Genomic DNA, 21,495 nt, shown 5'->3' on the forward strand with positions numbered 1-21,495 from the left:
ATCGCTTATTCGATTCCGGCTTCTGAGCCTTCCAAGTTCAAATTGAGCTTGTCGCCAGCGCCTTCCTCTTCGTCGTCGATTTCCATCATTTCGATTTCTTGCTCGTCCTCGGACAAAATCTTCACATCCATGCCAAGGCTTTGAAGTTCCTTAATCAATACTTTGAACGATTCAGGAACGCCTGGCTCAGGCACGTTCTCGCCTTTCACGATCGACTCGTACGTCTTCACGCGACCTACGACGTCATCGGATTTGACGGTCAAGATTTCTTGCAGCGTATAAGCTGCACCGTATGCTTCGAGCGCCCATACTTCCATCTCACCGAAGCGCTGACCGCCGAACTGTGCTTTACCACCGAGCGGCTGCTGCGTAACGAGTGAGTAAGGACCCGTCGAGCGGGCATGGATTTTATCGTCAACCATGTGCGCCAGTTTGATCATGTACATGACGCCGACCGTTACTTCACGTTCGAATTCTTCGCCCGTGCGGCCGTCGTATAGCACTGTCTTACCGTTGCGCTGCATTCCTGCTTCTTCCATGGCATTAAACACGTCGTACTCGCGAGCACCGTCGAATACCGGCGTCGCAGCGTGAATACCGAGACGTTTGCAGGCCATACCAAGGTGAACCTCGAGTACCTGACCGATGTTCATCCGCGAAGGTACGCCGAGCGGATTCAGCACGACTTCAACAGGTGTGCCGTCCGGCAGGAACGGCATATCTTCTTCTGGCATGATGCGCGCGATGACACCTTTGTTACCATGGCGTCCTGCCATTTTGTCACCTTCAGAGATCTTACGTTTCTGAGCGATGTAGGCACGTACGAGTTGGTTAACGCCAGGAGGCAGCTCATCGCCGTTCTCACGGGTGAATACTTTAACGTCGACCACGATACCGTCCGTACCGTGCGGTACGCGCAAGCTCGTGTCACGGACTTCGCGAGCCTTCTCACCGAAGATTGCATGCAAGAGACGCTCTTCAGCCGTCAGCTCCGTAACGCCTTTAGGCGTTACTTTACCAACGAGAATGTCGCCTGCGCTGATCTCAGCACCGACACGGATAATACCGCGCTCGTCAAGGTTCTTCAGCGCTTCTTCACCGACGTTCGGGATATCGCGCGTAATTTCTTCCGGTCCAAGCTTCGTATCACGAGCTTCGGACTCATATTCTTCAATGTGGATCGATGTATAGACGTCTTCCTTCACAAGCTTCTCGCTAAGAAGAATCGCATCCTCGTAGTTGTAACCTTCCCAAGTCATGAAGGCAACGACCACGTTGCGGCCCAGCGCCAATTCGCCTTGCTCCGTCGACGGACCATCGGCAAGGATATCACCTTTACGGATAACATCGCCTTTGTTGACTAGCGGACGCTGGTTAATGCACGTTCCTTGGTTAGAACGCATAAATTTGTGCAATTTATGTTTAATGAGATCGCCTTGCACTGGTTTGCCATCGATCAATTCGATGCGGCGCAGCCAGATCTCATTAGCCGATACCCGTTCAATGACGCCGTCGTATTTGGATACGATACATACGCCAGAGTCTTTGGCCGACTTATGTTCCATTCCCGTACCGACAAGCGGCGCTTTAGGAATAAGAAGCGGAACGGCTTGCCGTTGCATGTTGGATCCCATGAGCGCACGGTTGGAGTCATCGTTCTCGAGGAACGGAATGAGCGCCGTAGCGACGGATACAACCTGCTTAGGCGATACGTCCATGTAATCAACACGTTCGTTAGGCATTGTTAGGATATTGTCGTTTTTCTGTTTGTTATAACGAACCAGAACGACATCCTCTGCGAACTTGCCTTCTTCTGAAAGCTTCGCATTAGCCTGCGCGACAACATAGTTGTCTTCTTCGTCCGCCGTCATATAGTCGATCTGTTCGGAGACAATACCCGTCTTCGGATCAACCCAACGATACGGCGCTTCGATGAAGCCATACTCGTTAATACGTGCAAACGTCGACAAGGAGTTGATCAGACCAATGTTCGGTCCCTCCGGCGTCTCGATTGGACACATCCGGCCGTAGTGGGACGGATGTACGTCACGGACTTCGAAGCCTGCGCGCTCACGCGTCAGACCGCCCGGTCCGAGTGCGGACAGACGGCGTTTATGCGTCAGCTCAGCAAGCGGGTTCGTCTGGTCCATGAACTGGGACAACTGGGACGAACCGAAAAACTCCTTAATCGATGCAATAACCGGACGAATGTTAATCAGCGCCTGCGGCGTGATCGCATTCGCGTCCTGAATGGACATACGCTCGCGAACGACGCGCTCCATACGGGACAGACCGATACGGAATTGGTTCTGAAGCAGCTCGCCTACGGAACGGAGACGACGGTTGCCCAAGTGGTCGATGTCGTCCGTGTTGCCGATGCCGTGCAGCAGGTTAATGAAGTAGTTGATCGACGAGATAATATCAGCCGGCGTAATATGCTTCACCGTTTTATCGATAATACCGTTCGATACAAGTTTCACAACCTTGCCGTCTTCAAACGGCGAGAATACGTTAATCGTCTGCAGCGGAATGTCGTCGGCGTTCAGAACGCCATTGGCAACGTGGTAAGTCTTAAAGCCGACGTTGCTCTCCAGGCGAGGCAAAATTTCATCAAGCAAACGGCGGTCAACAAGTTGGCCAGCCTCTGCTATGATTTCGCCCGTAGCCGGATCGACCAGTGTCTCTGCAAGACGTTGATTGAACAGACGGTTCTTAATGTGAAGCTTTTTGTTAATTTTGTAACGGCCTACGTTCGCAAGATCGTAGCGCTTCGGATCGAAGAAGCGTGCGACGAGCAAGCTCTTTGCGTTCTCCAGCGTAGGCGGTTCGCCCGGACGAAGACGCTCGTAAATTTCGATGAGCGCTTTCTCTGTCGAATCCGTGTTGTCCTTGTCCAGCGTATTGCGTATATATTCATCTTGCCCGAGCAGGTCCAAAATTTCGGCATCCGTACCGAAACCAAGGGCGCGGAGCAGCACCGTGACCGGAATTTTACGAGTACGGTCGATACGGACATAAATAATGTCCTTCGCATCCGTCTCGAGTTCCAGCCAAGCACCGCGGTTCGGAATAACCGTCGCCGTGTAGGTACGCTTAGCGTTCTTATCGACCTTCGTGCTGAAGTAGACGCTAGGGGAGCGGACCAACTGGCTGACGATAACCCGTTCTGCACCGTTGATAATAAACGTGCCCGTCTCGGTCATAAGCGGGAAATCGCCCATGAACACTTCTTGTTCTTTAACTTCGCCCGTTTCCTTGTTAAGGAGACGCACTTTCACACGAAGCGGAGCCGCAAACGTAACGTCGCGTTCTTTAGACTCATCGACTGAATACTTAGGCTCACCTAAGCTATAATCGATAAATTCGAGTGACAGATTGCCCGTAAAGTCCTGAATCGGCGAAATGTCCTGGAACAACTCGAGTAAATCGGCATCCAGAAACTTTTCGTACGACTTTTGTTGGATTTCAATCAGGTTCGGGACTTCGAGCACTTCGTTAATGCGCGCATAACTTCTCCGCGTGCGTCGACCATACTGAACAAGTTGTCCTGCCAACTTAACCTCACCCCTCATGTCTGCTTCACAGCTTACGTATCGTAAAACAATAAAAACTTCCGCGACGGTCACCGCATCTGCTTGATGCATTCCGTCTATTAGAGGAAGTTTTCAGCCCGTCAAGCGAAGCTGATGTCCGCTCCTTGCAGACCCAGCTTCGCTTGACGGCTTTGAATCTTTGTGAAAAACAACTCCTAACGGCACCTTCTGTAAAGGAAGGCCCGGGCGGTGCTTTTCCTTGCGAGATAAGGAGGCGGTCGTTTGATGCTAGATCGCTTTCTTATCTCGTAAAGAAAAGGCTCCATCTCGAATGATGTTCGATGAAAGAGCAACCAGCCGGAGCGTGATGAATCGATTCGCAGCATAGAGGCTCATACTAAAGTAATTTTGCCCAAAACGTAAACATTATACGTCATTTCATTATTTTCTATGCATGATGCGGTCGAATTTTGTTCTTGACATTTTAGCCAGCTAAAGAGAAATAGCCCAGTCTAATACTGACATTTTATAATAATATCACAATTGAAATGTCAAGTCAACAAATAGTTACGCTTCTTCCGTTCTTTCACGGGTTGCTTTAAAGATGCGGTACCCCTTGTCTTTCGTCACTTCTTCTACGCTGCCGAACAGCTCCATTAGCTTCGCTTCTGCAGACGGTGCGCCTTGCTTCTTCTGAATGACAACCCACATCGATCCGCCGGGCTCAATCAGATCGAAGCCCTCTTCGAATATCCGATGAACGACCGCTTTGCCTGCCCGTATTGGAGGATTGGTTACGATCACATTGTAACTGCCGCCTCGCACAGCTTCATATATATCGCTCTGCAGCAGCGTTACATTACTAATGCCATTCAGCTTCGCATTCTCTGCCGCAAGCTGAACCGCGCGCTCGTTAATATCGATCATCGTCACATGTCCGCGGTTGGCAAGCTTTGCACAAGTTAGCCCAATCGGGCCATAACCGCACCCAACGTCGAGCACTTTGGCATCAGGAGCAATGTCGAGCGCATCGATTAATACTCGGCTTCCATAATCGATCCCCGATTTAGAGAATACGCCGGCATCAGTTGTGAACTTGAAACGAATACCGCGCAATTCCGTCTCATGAACTTGGCGGTTATGCGCCACATCAGGCGTCTTCGAGTAATAATGATTAGACACTGCATTCACTCCTACCCGCTATTGGTCTGCAAAATAGGAACGAACCCCTCGAAGCCGCTAAGCTCCAAGGGGTTCGCCATCTCGTAAACGAGATTATTTTACTTCTACCGATGCGCCTGCTTCTTCGAGCTTAGCTTTGATAGCTTCAGCTTCTTCTTTAGCAATTTTTTCTTTCAGCGCTTTAGGAGCGTTGTCTACAACTTCTTTCGCTTCTTTCAGGCCAAGACCCGTCAGTTCGCGAACAACTTTGATTACGTTGATTTTCGATGCGCCTGCGCTCGTCAGGATTACGTCGAATTCAGTTTGCTCAGCAACTTCTGCTGCGCCGCCGCCTGCAACTACTGCTACTGGAGCTGCAGCTGTTACGCCGAATTCTTCTTCAATTGCTTTTACCAGATCGTTCAGTTCGAGAACCGTCATAGCCTTGATGGCTTCCAAGATTTGCTCTTTAGACATGGTTAAACCTCCATAAATTTAAGTTATTGGTATGGTTGATGCTAAGCCGTCCAAATTAGGCGGCAGGACAATTCATTAAGCTTGTGCTTCTTGTTTCTCCGAAACGGCTTTGACTGCCAGCGCGAAGTTGCGAACTGGAGCTTGGAGCACGCTGAGGAGCATGGACAACAAACCTTCGCGGGACGGAAGATCCGCCAGCGCTTTGATTTGTTCTACGTCAACGACACGGCCTTCAACTACGCCGCCTTTAATCTTCAGAGCGTCGTTCTTCTTAGCGAAGCCGCTCAGGATTTTGGCAGGAGCAACGATGTCGTCGCCGCCAAACGCGATTGCCGTTGGACCCGTAAGAACAGCGTCCAGATCCGAAAGTTCAGCGGAAGCCGTAGCGCGGCGAACGAGCGAGTTCTTCAATACTTGGAACTCGATGCCCGCTTCACGCAGTTGCTTACGCAGTTCCGTAACTTGCGCTACGTTCAAACCACGGTAGTCCGCTACGACAGTCGACGAGCTGTTGCGAAGTTTCGCAGCAATCTCTTCTACAGCCAATTGTTTCTCTTGGATGATATTTGCGTTTGCCATTCTGTACACCTCCCGTAATTTATTGCACATTCCGTTACTTGCGTTTCCCCGCCCGTGATGCATGAGAAAGGCCTTCGCAGACGATGCGAAGGCCATGATGGTCTGTTCAATCCCCCAAAGGGAAAGTCAAACACTGTATCATAACACCTCGGTAGGAAATTAAGCCTTATGGGCACCTACTGTCTACGGTATGCGTATTCGAAATTAGCGCGAATCTCTTAGCGGAACGAAGCCGCGTTCAGACGAGCACCAGGGCCCATCGTCGAAGAGATTGCAATGTTTTTGAGGTACACGCCTTTAGCCGATGCTGGTTTAGCACGGTTCAGCGCATCGATCAACGCTTTGAGGTTCTCAGAGAGCTTCTCAGTGTCGAACGATACTTTGCCGATCGGCGCGAGGATTTGGCCTGCGCGATCGAGACGGTACTCGATTTTACCAGCTTTGATCTCGGATACGGCTTTAGCAACGTCAAACGTTACCGTGCCGGCTTTCGGGTTAGGCATGAGGCCTTTACCGCCGAGAATACGGCCGAGTTTACCGACTTCAGCCATCATGTCAGGCGTAGCTACGCAGACGTCGAAGTCGAACCAACCTTGTTGGATTTTGTTGATCATGTCGGAATCACCAACATAATCTGCGCCGGCAGCTTCTGCTTCCTTCGCTTTTTCGCCTTTAGCGAATACGAGAACGCGTTTCGTTTTACCCGTGCCGTTAGGCAGGACAACGACGCCACGAACCGCTTGGTCTTGTTTACGCGGGTCAACGCCCAGACGTACCGCAACCTCAACCGTCTCGTCGAATTTCGCCGTAGCGGCTTTCTTCACGAGCTCGATTGCTTCGAGTGCTTCGTAAGTTGCTTCGCTGTCAATCAGCTTAGCAGCTTCCACGTATTTCTTACCGTGTTTAGCCATTGTGAGTAACCTCCTTGTGTGGTAGTAGCGGAATATCCTCCTTACGGATGATCCTCCCACTGTCGCGCAAGACGGTCATACCGTCTAACGCCGCCTTCTAGGCGCGATCCGTTACGATGAACGAAATCGGATTAGTCTTCGATAACAACGCCCATGGAGCGCGCCGTACCTTCAACCATGCGCATTGCCGCTTCCACGGATGCTGCATTCAAGTCTTGCATTTTTTGCTCAGCGATTTCACGCACTTTCGCGCGTTTCACCGTTGCAACTTTCTTCTTGTTCGGTTCGCCGGATCCTTTAGGGATACCTGCTGCAACGCGAAGCAATACTGCTGCTGGTGGCGTCTTCGTTTCGAACGTGAACGAACGGTCTTCGAATACGCTGATAACGACAGGAATGATCAGGCCCGCTTGGTCAGCCGTACGAGCGTTGAATTCCTTACAGAACGCCATGATGTTTACGCCTGCTTGACCGAGGGCTGGACCGATCGGCGGTGCCGGGTTCGCTTTGCCTGCTGGTACTTGCAGTTTAACCATCTTGATGACTTTCTTTGCCATGCTAAACACCTCCTTAACCAGTTACGGAAACCAGATTATTATATCTTCTCCACTTGCGTGTAATCAAGCTCAAGTGGGGTTTCCCTGCCAAACATGTTGACGTGCACCTTCAGCTTGCTCTTATCGAGCAAAATCTCTTCGATCGTGCCGACAAAGCCTGCGAAAGGCCCCACCTTCACGCTGACGGTCTCTTTCAGTTCAAACTCGATCTTCGGTTTCGGCTCCTCGATACCCATGTGTTTCAAAATTTGATCCACTTCTTCAGGCATCAGGGGAGTCGGCTTAGATCCGGACCCTGTCGAACCGACGAAGCCCGTTACACCGGGAGTATTGCGAACGACATACCAGGAATCATCCGTTTGAATCATTTCCACTAGGACGTAGCCGGGGTAAACTTTACGCATGACGGTCTTTTTCTTACCGTCCTTGTTCACCACTTCTTCTTCCATCGGAACGAGCACGCGGAAGATTTTGTCTTCCATGCCCATTGATTCGACGCGGCGCTCCAGATTCGCCTTCACTTTGTTCTCATACCCAGAGTAAGTATGGACTACATACCACCGTTTTTCCATAGCCATCCACCTTCGGACTCTTCTTAAACAATCAGTTCAACCAATTCAGAGATCCCGATGTCAAGAACCCAAAAGTAGACTGTCACGAGCACAATGGTAACGAGTACGACAATCGTATAGCTTGTCAACTCTTTACGGCTCGGCCATTTTACTTTCTTCAGTTCTGCCCAACTGTCCGCGAAGAAACTGAACGTTGTTCCGAAGCCTTGCTTCATCTTAGCCAAAAAAGCCACGTTCACACCTCCATTAGACTATCTCGTCTCGCGATGAGGAGTATGCTCGTTACAGAACTTGCAAAACTTCTTCATCTCGATGCGGTCGGGGTGGTTGCGCTTGTTCTTGTTCGTTGCATAGTTTCTTTGTTTGCAATTCGTACAAGCCAACGTAATGATTACCCGCATTGAAGTACACCTCCTGAGCTGTACTTAGTGTTGCTCTTTTATGTTGAATCATGGTTGATTCCTGAGCCAATAGGTTGAAAATTGCAGTTTTGGACCTACCCAAACAGAGTATCATATCGCAATTTTCGTGTCAATGCCGATATATTCAACAACATATTCGGCGTTTAGGAGGAGCAAACACGCATCATTCCTGGATTCTTCGACAATTGGGACTGCATCGGGCGCCCTCGCAGCAGTATGGCCAATTTTCGGCAATATAGACATAATTGTAATATCCTATCGTTTAAACGCGTAAAAACACGCTTCGCCCCTACCATATGCGCAAGAGTCTATCTTGGCTTTTCTCGTCTTCAACCATCATCAATTCCACAACCAACCTGCAGCGAGCCAACAAAAAAGAGACGCTTCCGCGCCTCTTAAGGTTCCATGTTCTATTGAATAATAGCTTGGCACGTCTCTAACCGAACGGCTTCAACTACCGACATCGCGCAATTCCAGATAACGTTCCAACTTCCGCTTCACACGTTGAAGCGCATTATCGATCGACTTCACATGCCGATCCAGATCAACCGCGATCTCCTGATAAGACCTGCCGTCTAGGTACAGCATGAGTACCTTGCGTTCAAGATCGCTAAGGATCTCGGACATCTTGTCTTCTAAGCCAACAAACTCTTCTTGGTTAATAATCAATTCTTCCGGATCGGACACTCGAGTGCCGCAAATGACATCCAGAAGAGTGCGGTCGGAATCTTCATCGTATATCGGCTTGTCCAGCGATACGTACGAATTAAGGGGAATATGCTTCTGACGGGTAGCCGTCTTAATCGCCGTTATAATCTGCCGTGTAATACACAGTTCGGCAAACGCCTTGAACGACGACAACTTGTCACCCTTGAAATCCCGAATCGACTTGTATAAGCCAATCATGCCTTCCTGGACGATATCTTCCCGGTCGGCGCCGATCAGAAAATAAGAACGAGCTTTCGCGCGAACGAAATTACGGTACTTGTTAATCAAATACTCCAAAGCTTCGCTGTCGCCTTCGCGGACCGCCTCCACGATATCCTCGTCCGTTCTGCAGTCATATCCGTCCGTACTCGTTTCTTTGAGGTCGATGCTCACGAACTATCCCTCCGGCCTGCAAGGCGTACACTGCTCGACTCCGTCTCTATCAAGCATAGAAACAGTATACATTATGTAACTTCCAGCCGTCAACCGAAACGAGCGGGCGCGGACGCTTACAAAATACTAGATTTGTAAGCATATGGACTGCGTATGTTAAAGACCTGTTAGCTGGATGTAAAGATGCACAACATGATGCTAACATTTACCTCACATATCACCTCGCCGCATCCGTTCGAACCTCGCTCGCACGTCTAGAGAAAGCGTGCCATCGACCGTATTGCGTTTGGCCGGTTTCGCTTCCACATCCCGCAGTGTCGCCTGGATCAGCTTTCGTTTCTGCTCAACATCGATCAGAAGTTCCCGCGCCGACACCCGCAGTGCTCCTTTGCCGAACGCGACATGCTGCTCGGTCATATCCGAAGTCGCAACGTATATCTCACGGCCTCTCACCGTCAATTCCGCTACAAGACGTTCGATGCACTCGTCCGCCGTTTCTTTCTCTCTCGTATAGACAACCATTAGCTTATGCTGTTTGAACTTCGCCCCGAGACCGGGAACTTGATGCGCATCGAATACGACATAGACAAGCATTCCGGTAAACCCTTGATAATCCGCCAGCATATCAAGAAGCGCATCCCGCGCGTCTTCCAGATCCAGATCGCGGAGACGATGCAGCACCGGCCAGGCGCCTATGATGTTGTAGCCGTCGACCAGAAGCACGTCTCCCCTCCGGTTCATTGCTATACGCCCCGCCGCTGCCGCAGTACTTCATACATCAGCACGCCGGCGGCCACTGACGCATTAAGCGAGTTCAGCTTGCCGGCCATCGGCAGCTTGACGAGGAAATCGCATTTCTCCCGTATAAGGCGGCCCATGCCCTTGCCTTCGTTGCCGATGACGAGAGCGAGCGGCATATCGAACTTCGTGCGGTATACATCCTGCTCTGCTGAAACGTCTGTTCCGGCTACCCAGACGCCCTGCTCCTTGAGAGACTCTATTGTCTGCGCCAGATTCGTGACGCGCGCGACCGGAACGTACTCCGCGGCCCCCGCGGACGTCTTGGCTACCGTCGCGGTCAAGCCGACGGAACGACGCTTCGGAATAATAACCCCATGCACACCTGTACATTCCGCAGTACGCAGAATTGAGCCGAGATTATGCGGATCTTCGATCTCGTCCAACAGCAGCAGAAAAGGCGTCTCCCCCTTCGCCTTCGCGGCTTCGAGCAGCTCGTCCACTTCGTAGTAGCGGTAAGGCGCTACCTGTGCAATGACGCCCTGATGCGCCACCTCGCCAGCCATCGAATCGAGCTTCCGCTTGTCCGCGAACTGCACAATAATGCCCAGTTGCTTCGCCTCTGCCACAATCGGGGCGGTCAGATGTTTCTGGGCGCCTTCCGCGATCCATATCTTATTAATCTCCCTGCCGGAGCGCAGCGCCTCCATTACGGGATGTTTGCCTGCAACAATCTCTTCGCTGCCTGCCTGCTCGTCTTCTCTTGCACGCTCGGCCGTACGGACCGGCGGCTGGTCTTCCGTCCGGTCACGGCGGCGGTCTTGTTTATAAGGGTGACGCTGTTGTTTCATCATGATTCCTCCTGGGGCGACTTCGGCCCTTCTTCGTCAAGTGCGGCCGCCAGCAGCTCCCGGATTCTTGTGCTGCGCCGTTCATAGAACAGATAGCCGAACAACGCTTCGAGAGCGGTTGCGTGCCGGTAATCGGCATGATCCGCATTCTTCGGCGGCGAGCCGGACTTTGCATTGCGCCCTCTGCGCACGACGTCCGCCTCTTCCTCCGTCAACAGAGGCATCAGCCGGTCCAGCGTCTGCCGCTGCGCCTTGGCGGATACCCGCTTCGTTGCTTCCCGGTGAAGCTCATGCGATTTATGATTCGGCTTCGATATCAAATATTGCCGGACAAGCAGCTCGTATACTGCATCGCCCGCATAGGCCAACACGACCGGATTCATGAGCCTCGCCGATTTGGCGGGCTCATGAATGAGCAGATCGAGCATCTCCAACTCTGCACCTAGTTCGCGGTTACTCATTTGCGCCGCCACTTAATGCCCTGCGGCGTATCTTCCAGCACAATATTCTCCGCTGCGAGTATATCGCGGATTTCGTCGGCGCGCGCCCAGTTCTTAGCCTTGCGCGCTTCCGTGCGCTCGATGATCAGCTTCTCGATCTGCTCGTCGAGCAAATCAGCGGCGGCGTCTTGAACCGGCAGCAAGCCGAGAATCCGGTCGAACTTCTCGATCAGTGCGAGCAGCGCGTTCAGTTCGCCAGCTGTCACGTCCTGCTGAAGCATGACGCCGTTCGCTTCCGATACGAGCTCGAACAACGCGGTTACCGCGTCAGGCGTATTTAAATCATCGTTCATCTTCGCCATGAACTGAGCTTCGATCGCGGCCAGCCGCCCATCGAGTGCATGGTTCCCGGAAGCCGCTCCTTGGGAGGACACAGCATCCGCGTTAAGCGAAGAGAGACGGTGGCGCAAATTCGATACGCAGTTCGCGATGCGCTCCACACTGTTCTCCGCTTGCTTGACTGAGTCGTCGCTGAAGTTCAGCGGACTGCGGTAATGCGTCGTCAGCATGAAGTAGCGAATGACATTCGGCTTGATCTGTTTCAGCAGCTCACGGACCGTAATGCCGTTGCCGAGCGACTTCGACATTTTCTCATTGTTGATATGAATGTAGCCGTTATGCATCCAGTAACGGGCAAGCGGCTTGCCCGTCAACGATTCCGACTGCGCTACCTCGCACTCATGGTGCGGGAACTGCAGATCGTGGCCGCCGCCGTGAATATCGAGCGTATCGCCAAGATATTCGCGAGCCATCGCCGAGCATTCGATATGCCAACCTGGACGGCCGTCTCCCCATGGACTCGGCCAGAAGATTTCGCCCGGCTTCGCCCCTTTCCACAAGACGAAATCCTGCGCATTCTCCTTGCGTTCGCCCACTTCGATCCGGATGCCGTGCTGCAGCTCTTCCGTATTCTGGTGCGACAGCTTGCCATATTCGGCGAACTTGTTCGTACGGAAATACACGTCTCCGCCGCTCTCATAGGCGATATCCTTGTCGACAAGCCCCTGGATAAAATCAACGATCAACGGAATATGGTCCGTAACTCGCGGATTGCGGGTCGCCTTATTCACGCCGAGCGCTTCAATGTCTTCATTGAACGCCGCGATGAAAGTGTCCGCCACTTCGGGCACGGTAGTGCCCAGTTGCTCCGCCTTACGGATCAGCTTATCGTCGACGTCCGTAAAGTTGACGATATACGTTACTTCGTTGCCTAGCGCTTCTAGATAGCGTCTCACAACATCGAAGAAGATAACCGGGCGCGCATTGCCGATATGAATATAGTCATACACGGTCGGCCCGCATACGTACATCTTGACATGGCCCTGCTGCTGCGGCACGAATGCCTCCTGCGCACGGGTCATCGTATTATAGATGGAAAGCGTCATTTGACTGATTCTCCTTCGAGTACGGGCTCTTTCTCCAAGGACTTTCCCTTGAGGGCCCTCAATTCGCGTACCTCATGCCTGAGGTCGGTTATTTCCTTCTGCATCATACGAAGCATCTCCACGACCGGATCCGGCAAATTCGTATGATCGAGCCGATCGTTCACCCGTTCGCCGTTGCGTCTGACGATCCGTCCCGGAATGCCGACGACCGTACTGTTCTCCGGCACAGCGCGCAGCACGACCGAATTGGCTCCAATATTGGAATTAGCACCGACCGTGAACGAGCCAAGCACCTTGGCGCCCGATGCGATAACAACATTATTGCCGATCGTCGGGTGGCGCTTCCCTTTTTCCTTACCGGTACCGCCTAATGTTACACCTTGATAAATAATGACGTCGTCGCCGATCTCGCACGTCTCCCCAATGACGACGCCCATACCGTGATCGATGAACAACCGGTCGCCGATCCGTGCTCCAGGATGAATCTCAATACCGGTCATGAAACGGCTGAATTGCGAAATGCCGCGCGCGACAGCGAACCATCCCCGTTTGTAGAATCCGTGCGCAATTCGATGGGCCCAGATCGCATGCAGACCCGAATAAGTAAACACGACCTCAAGCCGGCTCCGGGCCGCAGGATCGTTATCGAATACCGCTTGAATATCCGATCGTATATGTCTGAACATTCCAACTCCCCCTCTCATCCAATGCCCGGCCGCAGCCGATGCATGCAATACCGATTCACTAGCAGTGTGGATATATGCAAAAAATTCATGTAGTCCGTCGCCATCCCGCCTTAGCGATCCCAACAGTATTAACCGCTTTTTCTTCTCGCATTCGTTAGGTCGTTATATGCAAAAAAGCCTCCGCAGTCCAATAGGACTGCAGAGGCGTATCGATCGCGGTTCCACTCTGCCTGAACGACCTTGCTGCTGCTTCCATCAGCATCAAGCAAGAGCCATTCATCTCGTGTGCCTTATAACGGTAGCATCCCGTTGCCGCCTACCCCGCCAGCACAACCTTTCGTTACCTGACAATCAAGTCAGGGCTGCAAGGCATGCAGTCGGATCGGAGCAAGGCTCCCAGGTGCATCAGCATCGCTGCGGAATTGGACAACTTGCAGCCCATATGCATAACTCTCCCAATGGCGAGCTTCCGCATGACGGTTGTCCTCTCTGCGAATCCCGTTATCGCGCGCTTCTCCTGTTCCAAGCCTTTACTAGTATCAGACGATAATCTTACGCTTAGTATACCGAATCGACGCCGAAGTGACAAGGGAACAACCGGGCATAAAATGCCCATTCCCGCTTCCTTGTCCGATTAGCGTTAGCGTCCGAGCCGCTGCTTGAGACGTTCAGCTACCTTCTGCTTGCCGAGCAGCGCAATCGTCTGGTTCAAGTCCGGACCGTGTGTCTGACCGGTCAGAGCGGCACGGATCGGCATGAACAACTGTTTGCCTTTGCAGCCCGTTTCCTGCTGAACCGCCTTGATCAGCGCTTTCTGATCGTCCGCGCCGAACGACGCTGCCGCTTCCACTTGTGCGAGATACGCGCCAAGCACGGCAGGAACCTGCTCTTCTGCAAGCACGTCAGCCGCATCGCCCTCATCGACGACGGACTCTTGGAAGAACAGTTCCGTCAGCGGCACAATGTCGGAGCCGCTGCGCAGCTTGTCTTGGTACAGCGTCACCAGATCCGTTACCCACGCATGCTCTTCTGCATTCATCGTATCCGATACGCGTCCGGCCTTGCGCAGATGCGGCAAGCACAGATCGACGACCCGCTCCGCATCCGTTTTCTTAATATATTCGTTGTTCATCCATGCGAGCTTGTTCGTATCGAATACAGCCGGGCTCTTGCTGAGCCGCGCGGCATTGAATACTTGGACAAGCTCCTCGCGCGTGAACATTTCCTGTTCGCCCTCCGGCGACCAGCCGAGCAGCGCAATAAAGTTGAACAGCGCTTCCGGCAAATAGCCGAGTTGATCATATTGCTCGATGAATTGGATGATCGATTCGTCGCGTTTGCTGAGCTTTTTGCGCGTTTCATTAACGATCAGCGTCATATGGCCGAACTGAGGCGGCTCCCAGCCGAACGCTTCGTAAATCATCAATTGCCGAGGCGTATTCGAAATATGGTCCTCGCCGCGAAGCACGTGCGAGATGCGCATCAGGTAGTCATCGAGCACAACTGCGAAGTTATACGTCGGAATACCGTCTTTCTTCACAATGACAAAGTCGCCCATGCCTTCGGATTCAAAGCTGATTTCGCCCTTGACCATATCGTTGAACGTATACGTCTTGCTGTCGGGAACCCGGAACCGGACGCTCGGAATGCGTCCTTCCGCTTCGAATGCAGCACGCTCTTCTTCAGTCAGATTGCGGTGACGTCCGGAGTAGCGCGGCGTCTCGCCGCGGGCCGTCTGCTCCTCGCGCTCCTGTTCCAGCTCTTCTTCCGTACAATAACAGCGGTAAGCAAGACCGCGGTCGATCAGATCCTGCCAATATTCGCGGTAAATATCAAGACGCTCGGTCTGACGGTAAGGGCCGTAGCCTCCGCCGATATCGACGCTCTCGTCCCAATCGATTCCGAGCCATTTCAAATATTTCAACTGGCTCTCCTCGCCGCCTGCTACGTTCCGTTTCACATCGGTGTCTTCGATCCGAATAATGAATTTGCCGCCCAGACTGCGTGCGTATAAATAATTGAACAAGGCCGTTCTCGCATTGCCGATATGTAGATGTCCGGTTGGCGACGGTGCGTACCGGACGCGGATTTCTTGTTGTGTCATACCGCATTCTCCCCTCAACTCGTACTATATATAATGCCTAAGATGATAGCATATCCTTCACAAGGCAGACAACCGATTGCGCTGCGATTCCTTCGCCGCGTCCCGTGAAGCCGAGCTGCTCGGTCGTCGTTGCCTTCACATTCACTTGGGATACATCGGCTTCAAGCACACGCGCAATGACTTCCACCATCTGCGGAATGTACGGCAGCATCTTCGGACGCTGCGCAATAATCGTATTGTCGATATTGCCGAGCTTATACCCTCGTTCCTTCGCAAGCGACCATACATGCTCCAGCAGCTTGACGCTGTCCGCGTCCTTGAATGCCGGGTCCGTGTCCGGAAAATGTTTGCCGATATCGCCAAGACCAAGCGCGCCAAGTACAGCATCCGCTACGGTATGAAGCAGCACGTCGGCATCCGAATGGCCAAGCAGCCCTTTCTCGTACGGAATCGTTACGCCGCCGATAATGCACGGACGCCCTTCTACCAACTGATGCACGTCAAAACCTTGTCCTACTCGAATCATGTGACTGCTCCCCCTTATCGTTGTTCCCGTTCTCTCATCTCCAGCAGAAAATGCGCATACGGCAAATCTTCCGGCGTCGTAATTTTAATATTCGTATATTCGCCTTCCGACACGACAACCGGGACGCCCATCCGTTCCACAACCATCGCATCGTCCGTTCCTAAGAACGACTCCGCTTCAGCCGCCTCATGCGCTCTTGTCAGCACGGCACGCCGAAAAGCTTGCGGCGTCTGGATCGCCCACAAGCTTCGGCGGTCGGGCGTCGCGACGATAACGCCCGAATCGTTCACCTGCTTAATCGTATCTTTCACCGGTACGGCGATGACCGCCGCCCCCGCTTCTCCTCCAGCCATAGCCGCTTCACAGCAAGCGCGGACAGCCGCCGGCGTTACGAGCGGCCTTACGCCGTCATGCACCATCACCCATTCAATCGGCTGAGGCAGTGTCTTCAGTCCCAGATGAACGGAATGCTGGCGCTCCGCGCCGCCGGCTACGATCGCCGTCACTTTCGTTAATCGATACTGCTTCACCCATTCGGTGCATCTTGCGATATCGCCTGCGCCAACGACGAGCGTAATCGCCGCCGTCTCGTCCATCGACTGGAACAGTTCCAGCGTATGGACGAGAATCGGCTTGTCCTTCAAGGTCAAATACTGCTTGCTCTCCGCCGTCCCCATCCGCGTGCCTTTGCCGGCCGCTACGATGACGACGCCCCACTCTGCTTTCATTATCCGCTACCCGCCTCGCCGTATGATCAATGTTACCATCATACCGCTTTATTGGGCTTTTTCCAACAGCTTCGGTTTCGCAAATATCATTCGGCCCGCCGACGTCTGCAATACGCTCGTCACGAGCACCTCCATCGTCGTCCCGATATAGTCGCGTCCGCCTTCTACAACGATCATCGTGCCGTCATCGAGATAAGCAACGCCTTGACCATGCTCCTTGCCGTCCTTAATAACCTGCACGACGATTTCTTCGCCCGGCAATACGACCGGTTTCACCGCATTAGCGAGATCATTAATGTTCAGAACGGATACGCCTTGCAGCTCGCACACTTTGTTCAAATTGAAGTCGTTCGTCACCACTTTGCCGCCAAGCGCCTTCGCGAGCTTCACCAGCTTGCTGTCCACTTCGCCGATTTCTTCGAAATCGCCCTCATAGATCAGTACACGCACATCGAGCTCTTTCTGGATTTTGTTCAAAATGTCGAGCCCGCGGCGGCCACGGTTGCGTTTGAGCAAATCCGACGAATCGGCGATATGCTGAAGCTCTTCCAACACGAACTCCGGAATGACGAGTGTGCCTTCGATAAATCCGGTCTTGCAAATATCGGCGATGCGGCCGTCGATAATGACGCTCGTATCCAATATTTTATGTTCCTCGTAACGGCGTTTGCCGTCATCCTCGGCTGCTGGCGTCCGCTTCTGCAGCAACCCGCCGAGGCCGGCTGCAAGCTCTTCCTTTTTCCCTAGGCCGAGTTGAAGCCCAATATAACCGAGCAGCAACGTCAATATGACCGGAATAAGAATGCCGATGCCATCGATACGTGCGACAGCCGGATACAGAAGCGCCGAGAACACGAGACCCGCCAGCATGCCCGCAGCGCCGGCGAGCAAATCAGCCGCTGGCATCTCCGCAAGCCGGTCTACGCCTAGACGTACCCGTTTGACAAGCGGCCCGGACATCGTCGTCGCCGCGGCAAAGCCTAGAAACGCACCAATTGCGATATACGTGTAATGCAAGCCGGAGCTGCTGCTTTGCACCGCTCCCAGCATTGATGAAGACAGACCGTTACCCATCCAAGCGTACCATTCGCTTCCGAGCGCTCCGCCTAACCAAATGCCGATAATTTGAATAATTCGTTTCATGACCAAATCCACCTCCATTACCCATTATGGTCATCGCATTCGCCCATTAATCGCCGCTGGCTCCAATTTCTTTTGAAATGCCACAGCATGAAGTTTATAATGGGATTATACGAAAGCCGAAGACGAGAGAGGTGGATGTAAGTGAGCGCTCCGACACTAGATCAATTCCAACGGCAAGTATCCGAATTGCTGCTGCGGCACCGCAGTCTGCTCGACGTCATGTCCAAGTACGACCAGACCGGTTCAGCCGTCAATCGCGCCGTCGCCAAGGCGGTAACCGAATGTGGATGTATCGAATTGAATGCGAAGAAACAAGCTTACTCCGACGACACCGATCTGACGGAAGCCCAATCCGTCCTTCAGCATCATATGAACGGACAACTGTGCGAGCAATGCAACGACGTGCTGCGCGCCGAACTCGGCCGCAACCTGTTCTATATGTCCGCCCTGTGCAATTTGCTGGACATTAATCTCGAGGAAGTCGTTGCCCGCGAATCGGACAAATGCTCTACGCTCGGTCTATTTAACATGAGATAATGACAGCCTTATCATGGCGGTGCGAGCCTATGCTTGCACCGCTATTTTATTGGGGCCGATCGAAGAACACGCAGAAAAGGCTGCTCTATCATCATCTTGCGGATGACGAACGGAGCAGCCTCTTCGGATTGTAAGCAAATATATTAGGACACACGCTCTTTGAATATTGGTGCGATCGCATTCAGTTGCTCAACCGTTACGTCGCCATATCGCGTAATACACGGTTCTCCGCCCGACAGATCGATGATCGTGCTGGACTTCGTCGTCCCTTGCGCCTCGCCTCTGAGTACATAATCCACTTTGTCGCCGACTTGGCGGAGAGCGAGATCCATATCGACCAGTACACCGTCCGCTTGTCCTGACAAGTTAGCGGACGTCATGGCAACCGGCATGCCCGTGTATCTCATCATGCCACGCCATACCGGGTTGCTCAGACAGCCGAGTGACACCGTTGCTCCCCCGCATACAAGCCGGTCCGAGATCGAAGCTTTTCTTGGCAGAATGATGTTCAGAGGTCCCGGCCAGAACGCTTCCGCGAAAGCTTGTACCAAGCCAAGGTCCGGCGCATCCGCATAATCCTTCCATTCATCCGTCTCCAGGAAAAACAGCGTTAATGCGGAAGTCGCGGGACGGTTCTTAATGGCAAAGGCCCGGTCTATCGCATCATCTTTCCACGGATTCAGGGTTAGCGCCAAATTCGTATCACTCGGCGCAATGACGACGCCTCCTTGGACAATGCATTCAGCCGCGATTCGGAAATTGTTCTCGTTTGGTTCCAGTACGTTTGACAGTTGGCGTTGGCTCATGTGATTCACTCCCCCTTTGGATTCGTTATGATCAAATTAACATTATCTGATGACTATATCCAATATGTGCTATCTATGGTTTTATAGCCAAAGACTATAACGACAAACAACTTCATTGCATTACAATATGAATCACAGCTGATCACAAGCACCTGGCCAGGCGCAAGCTGTCCGTATACGAACCTACAAGGTTAACAGGGGGAACGCCGCTATGTCCGCCAATATCCGATTATTCTATGTCTATCGAATCGTCTCCCGCATGTACTTTCATCTATCCATTCTATTTGTCTACTTCTATATGCTGAAACTGCCGGTCTGGCAGATCGAGCTGCTGCTGGCCGTCTATGCGGTCATCCTGCTGCTGACTTCCAAGCTAAACGCATTCCTGCTGCAGCGGCTGAATATGAAGCATAAGCATGTCATCGCAATCGGCGAGCTCGTCAAAGCGGCCGGGCTTGTGCTGCTTATCTCGGACGGCCATTTGCCGCTGCTCGTGGGCGGGCAAGTGTTGTCCGGATTAGGCTATAGTCTGGCACAAGGGACGGATTCCAGCCTGCTGAGGACTATTGCCCGAGACTCCGCGCAGTACGGACAGGCAGAATCGGGATCGGGCAGCTATACGTTCGCCTCGTTCCTTCTCTCCGGCATTGTCGGCAGCGTTCTGTTCCGCTACTCGGCCGACTATGCGTTCTGGAGCTCCGCTCTCGCCAATGCGATAGCAGCCGCAGCCGTTATGCTCATCCGCGAACCGGCTCATGTCCGCTCCGGCACTGTGCAGCAAGCCGCGCCGCCGGAAACGGCGGAAGAGAACTCTCCGCGCCGGTTCTGGAAGCTCTACTACTCGCTTACGCGCGCTTTCGCCATGGCTGTCTTCACCGGCTTCCTGCCGTACTATTTCTTCGTTAGCGTCAAGGTTGATCTGCAATTGTTCGGGCTCGTGCTCAGCCTGTTTACGCTGCTTGGCTTCGTTGCGGCCCGTCATATTATGAAAGCCGGCAGCAAATTCGGGTACCGGAAAATCGCCGCTGCTTCCGCTCTTTTAACGGCTCTGTCGCTGCTGCTGTTCGGCAGCAGCAGCGATATTGTTGCCGGGCTTGCCGCGATTGCCGTGCTCGGTCTTGCATCAGGCGGCGTACGTCCGCTAACGGTCAGCCAATTAAATTTGTCCAATCTCGATCCATCCGTGCGCACTGCTGTTCTGTCCTCGATGGAACGGACATTCGGTCTCATTAATGCCTTGCTGCTCATCGGCGGCGGCCTCACGCTTGAATCGATCGGCTTTCAAGGGCTCATGCTTGCTTCGGCCGCCATATATGTTATTCTGCTAGTTGGGAGCTTCAAACGATTGTCCTTCTCACCAACTGCGGCGCGAAACGCTTCAGCAGAGAAGTCCCATTAGCAGTCTGATACGCCGTTACGACTCGTCTCGAATCGATTCGATCAACTTAACACATTATTAGGAGGTTATCTGCAATGAAGGTTACGTTCCTAGGACATTCTTGCTTTCTTGTCGAAGCTGGCGGCAAACGATTTGTTATCGATCCCTTCTTATCCGGCAATCCTTCGGCTGCTGTGAGGCCGGAGCAGCTCGAGTCGATCGACGCCGTGCTCGTCACGCACGGTCACGGGGATCATACAGGCGATGCCGTTGCTATTGCCAAAGCGAACGATTGCCCGATCATTACGACATTTGAGCTGGGCAACTATTTCGCCCGCCAAGGCGCATCGGTACACCCGATGGGAATCGGCGGCGCGTTCAACTTCCCTTGGGGCCGCGTCAAAGTGACGCCGGCTTGGCACAGCGGCGGTATCGAATATGGTGACGGCCAATTCGAGGTTGGCGGCATACCAGCCGGATTCTTGCTCACGGTCGGCGGACAGACGCTTTATCACGCCGGCGATACAGGCCTGTTCTCGGACATGAAGCTTATTGCCGAGTGGGCGTCCATTGACGTCGCTTGTCTCCCGATCGGCGACAACTTTACGATGGGCATCGAGGATTCCGTAAGAGCGGCATCCTGGCTCCAATCCAAGCTGACGATTCCGATGCACTACAATACATTCCCGCCTATTAAGCAAGATCCGGCCGTATGGGCTGAGCAGATGAACAAGGCCGGCCTGAAAGGCCAAGTGCTGAGCGCCGGCGAGTCGGTTGAAGTATAAACCAATCGGATATAT

General features: G+C 52.9%; 23 protein-coding genes and 1 other annotated feature. Of the genes, 3 read left to right on the forward strand and 20 right to left on the reverse strand.

The window, feature by feature from the left end:
- Window positions 1-5: 5 nt before the first annotated feature.
- The 19 genes from rpoB to PKO01S_RS16060 all read right to left on the reverse strand — a co-directional run bounded on the left by rpoB (window position 6) and on the right by PKO01S_RS16060 (window position 17,974).
- The gene (rpoB, locus tag PKO01S_RS15965) at window positions 6-3,554 is read right to left on the reverse strand and encodes a DNA-directed RNA polymerase subunit beta (RefSeq protein WP_127532435.1); all 3,549 of its coding nucleotides are present in this window, start codon (window positions 3,552-3,554) and stop codon (window positions 6-8) included.
- Window positions 3,555-4,100: 546 nt separating this feature from the next.
- Window positions 4,101-4,715 carry a class I SAM-dependent methyltransferase gene (locus tag PKO01S_RS15970; RefSeq protein WP_127532436.1) on the reverse strand — a complete coding sequence of 205 codons (615 nt, stop codon included), beginning with the start codon at window positions 4,713-4,715 and terminating at the stop codon, window positions 4,101-4,103.
- A gap of 93 nt (window positions 4,716-4,808) precedes the next feature.
- The gene (gene rplL / locus PKO01S_RS15975; RefSeq protein ID WP_127532437.1) at window positions 4,809-5,171 is read right to left on the reverse strand and encodes a 50S ribosomal protein L7/L12; all 363 of its coding nucleotides are present in this window, start codon (window positions 5,169-5,171) and stop codon (window positions 4,809-4,811) included.
- Between the two features lie 75 nt (window positions 5,172-5,246).
- The gene (gene rplJ / locus PKO01S_RS15980) at window positions 5,247-5,750 is read right to left on the reverse strand and encodes a 50S ribosomal protein L10 (protein WP_127532438.1); all 504 of its coding nucleotides are present in this window, start codon (window positions 5,748-5,750) and stop codon (window positions 5,247-5,249) included.
- Between the two features lie 54 nt (window positions 5,751-5,804).
- Window positions 5,805-5,957 (reverse strand) — a sequence feature (ribosomal protein L10 leader region).
- Between the two features lie 11 nt (window positions 5,958-5,968).
- Entirely contained in the window at window positions 5,969-6,661 is a 693-nt protein-coding gene (gene rplA / locus PKO01S_RS15985) for a 50S ribosomal protein L1 (protein WP_127532439.1), read from the reverse strand.
- Between the two features lie 131 nt (window positions 6,662-6,792).
- Window positions 6,793-7,218, reverse strand: coding sequence for a 50S ribosomal protein L11 (gene rplK, locus PKO01S_RS15990; RefSeq protein WP_110046849.1), 426 nt, complete (start codon window positions 7,216-7,218; stop codon window positions 6,793-6,795).
- A gap of 38 nt (window positions 7,219-7,256) precedes the next feature.
- Window positions 7,257-7,790, reverse strand: a complete 534-nt coding sequence (nusG, locus tag PKO01S_RS15995) for a transcription termination/antitermination protein NusG (RefSeq protein ID WP_127532440.1) — start codon at window positions 7,788-7,790, stop codon at window positions 7,257-7,259.
- A 23-nt stretch (window positions 7,791-7,813) separates the two neighbouring features.
- Window positions 7,814-8,023, reverse strand: coding sequence for a preprotein translocase subunit SecE (gene secE / locus PKO01S_RS16000; protein ID WP_127532441.1), 210 nt, complete (start codon window positions 8,021-8,023; stop codon window positions 7,814-7,816).
- Window positions 8,024-8,041: 18 nt separating this feature from the next.
- Complete coding sequence (rpmG, locus tag PKO01S_RS16005) at window positions 8,042-8,191, reverse strand: 50S ribosomal protein L33 (RefSeq protein ID WP_127532442.1); 150 nt, start codon at window positions 8,189-8,191, stop codon at window positions 8,042-8,044.
- 471 nt (window positions 8,192-8,662) lie between these two features.
- Entirely contained in the window at window positions 8,663-9,313 is a 651-nt protein-coding gene (gene sigH / locus PKO01S_RS16010) for an RNA polymerase sporulation sigma factor SigH (RefSeq protein WP_127532443.1), read from the reverse strand.
- A gap of 210 nt (window positions 9,314-9,523) precedes the next feature.
- The gene (locus PKO01S_RS16015) at window positions 9,524-10,054 is read right to left on the reverse strand and encodes an NYN domain-containing protein (protein WP_127532444.1); all 531 of its coding nucleotides are present in this window, start codon (window positions 10,052-10,054) and stop codon (window positions 9,524-9,526) included.
- A 2-nt stretch (window positions 10,055-10,056) separates the two neighbouring features.
- Window positions 10,057-10,905 carry a 23S rRNA (guanosine(2251)-2'-O)-methyltransferase RlmB gene (gene rlmB, locus PKO01S_RS16020; RefSeq protein WP_407669657.1) on the reverse strand — a complete coding sequence of 283 codons (849 nt, stop codon included), beginning with the start codon at window positions 10,903-10,905 and terminating at the stop codon, window positions 10,057-10,059.
- Window positions 10,902-11,363, reverse strand: a complete 462-nt coding sequence (locus tag PKO01S_RS16025; RefSeq protein ID WP_174818580.1) for a Mini-ribonuclease 3 — start codon at window positions 11,361-11,363, stop codon at window positions 10,902-10,904. Before PKO01S_RS16025 ends, rlmB begins: the two co-directional genes overlap by 4 nt.
- Window positions 11,360-12,787, reverse strand: a complete 1,428-nt coding sequence (cysS, locus tag PKO01S_RS16030) for a cysteine--tRNA ligase (RefSeq protein ID WP_127532445.1) — start codon at window positions 12,785-12,787, stop codon at window positions 11,360-11,362. The genes PKO01S_RS16025 and cysS overlap by 4 nt, the downstream gene beginning before the upstream one ends.
- Complete coding sequence (gene cysE, locus PKO01S_RS16035) at window positions 12,784-13,473, reverse strand: serine O-acetyltransferase (RefSeq protein WP_127532446.1); 690 nt, start codon at window positions 13,471-13,473, stop codon at window positions 12,784-12,786. Before cysE ends, cysS begins: the two co-directional genes overlap by 4 nt.
- Before the next feature lie 640 nt (window positions 13,474-14,113).
- Window positions 14,114-15,577, reverse strand: coding sequence for a glutamate--tRNA ligase (gene gltX, locus PKO01S_RS16045; protein WP_127532447.1), 1,464 nt, complete (start codon window positions 15,575-15,577; stop codon window positions 14,114-14,116).
- Window positions 15,578-15,614: 37 nt separating this feature from the next.
- Window positions 15,615-16,103, reverse strand: coding sequence for a 2-C-methyl-D-erythritol 2,4-cyclodiphosphate synthase (gene ispF, locus PKO01S_RS16050; RefSeq protein ID WP_127532448.1), 489 nt, complete (start codon window positions 16,101-16,103; stop codon window positions 15,615-15,617).
- Window positions 16,104-16,117: 14 nt separating this feature from the next.
- A complete protein-coding gene (ispD, locus tag PKO01S_RS16055; protein ID WP_127532449.1) occupies window positions 16,118-16,831 on the reverse strand; it encodes a 2-C-methyl-D-erythritol 4-phosphate cytidylyltransferase in 714 nt (237 codons plus the stop codon).
- A gap of 48 nt (window positions 16,832-16,879) precedes the next feature.
- Window positions 16,880-17,974 (reverse strand): PIN/TRAM domain-containing protein, encoded by a 1,095-nt coding sequence (locus PKO01S_RS16060; RefSeq protein WP_127532450.1) that lies wholly within the window; start codon window positions 17,972-17,974, stop codon window positions 16,880-16,882.
- A 141-nt stretch (window positions 17,975-18,115) separates the two neighbouring features.
- On the opposite strand from PKO01S_RS16060, the gene PKO01S_RS16065 reads away from it, so the two are divergent.
- Window positions 18,116-18,511, forward strand: a complete 396-nt coding sequence (locus PKO01S_RS16065; RefSeq protein ID WP_127532451.1) for a nucleoside triphosphate pyrophosphohydrolase family protein — start codon at window positions 18,116-18,118, stop codon at window positions 18,509-18,511.
- Between the two features lie 143 nt (window positions 18,512-18,654).
- Here the strand turns inward: PKO01S_RS16065 and PKO01S_RS16070 are convergent, their stop codons facing one another.
- Window positions 18,655-19,317: an L-threonylcarbamoyladenylate synthase gene (locus tag PKO01S_RS16070; RefSeq protein WP_127532452.1), complete on the reverse strand. Its 663-nt coding sequence runs from the start codon at window positions 19,315-19,317 to the stop codon at window positions 18,655-18,657.
- A 211-nt stretch (window positions 19,318-19,528) separates the two neighbouring features.
- On the opposite strand from PKO01S_RS16070, the gene PKO01S_RS16075 reads away from it, so the two are divergent.
- Complete coding sequence (locus PKO01S_RS16075) at window positions 19,529-20,716, forward strand: MFS transporter (RefSeq protein ID WP_127532453.1); 1,188 nt, start codon at window positions 19,529-19,531, stop codon at window positions 20,714-20,716.
- A 74-nt stretch (window positions 20,717-20,790) separates the two neighbouring features.
- Window positions 20,791-21,480, forward strand: a complete 690-nt coding sequence (locus PKO01S_RS16080; protein WP_127532454.1) for a metal-dependent hydrolase — start codon at window positions 20,791-20,793, stop codon at window positions 21,478-21,480.
- Window positions 21,481-21,495 lie beyond the last annotated feature (15 nt).

This window comes from Paenibacillus kobensis NBRC 15729 (assembly GCF_004000825.1).
Classification (GTDB): domain Bacteria; phylum Bacillota; class Bacilli; order Paenibacillales; family Paenibacillaceae; genus Paenibacillus_T; species Paenibacillus_T kobensis.